1 protein-coding gene is annotated in these 328 nt (G+C 79.6%); it reads right to left on the bottom strand.

The genetic code is table 11. The features are described 5' to 3' along the window. The coding region (locus tag C667_RS24095) for a hypothetical protein (protein ID WP_004393655.1) at nucleotides 1–328 on the bottom strand (328 nt) is incomplete at both ends.

Below are 328 nucleotides of genomic sequence, written 5' to 3'. Positions count from 1 at the left end.
CTACGGCTTCGCCGTCCGGCGGCGGCGCGCCCAGCCGCCATGCGGGATCGTCCGCGGCCAGGTGCAGGCGGCGCAGCAGCAGCCCGAGGAGGTGGGCGGGCAGGGTGGCGCCGTGCTGCGGACGGCTGTCCAGCCACTCGGGCAGGCCGAGGCGCTCGAGCACCGGGAGCAGGAAGAGCAGGCCTCCCGCCGCGGTCGGCTGGGAGAGGGCGTGCGCGTGGGCCCGGGCGTCCGTGTCGACACGAAGCCCGTGCGGTGCGCGGCGCGTCGGCGCGGCGTCTGCCGGCGCCACGGCGCCCGGGGAGACCTGCGCCGCGGCGCCTGCCTT

This window comes from Thauera phenylacetica B4P (assembly GCF_000310225.1).
Taxonomy (GTDB): domain Bacteria; phylum Pseudomonadota; class Gammaproteobacteria; order Burkholderiales; family Rhodocyclaceae; genus Thauera; species Thauera phenylacetica.
The sequence above is the reverse complement of the archived record's forward strand: the minus strand, read 5'-3'. Positions and strand labels throughout refer to the sequence as shown.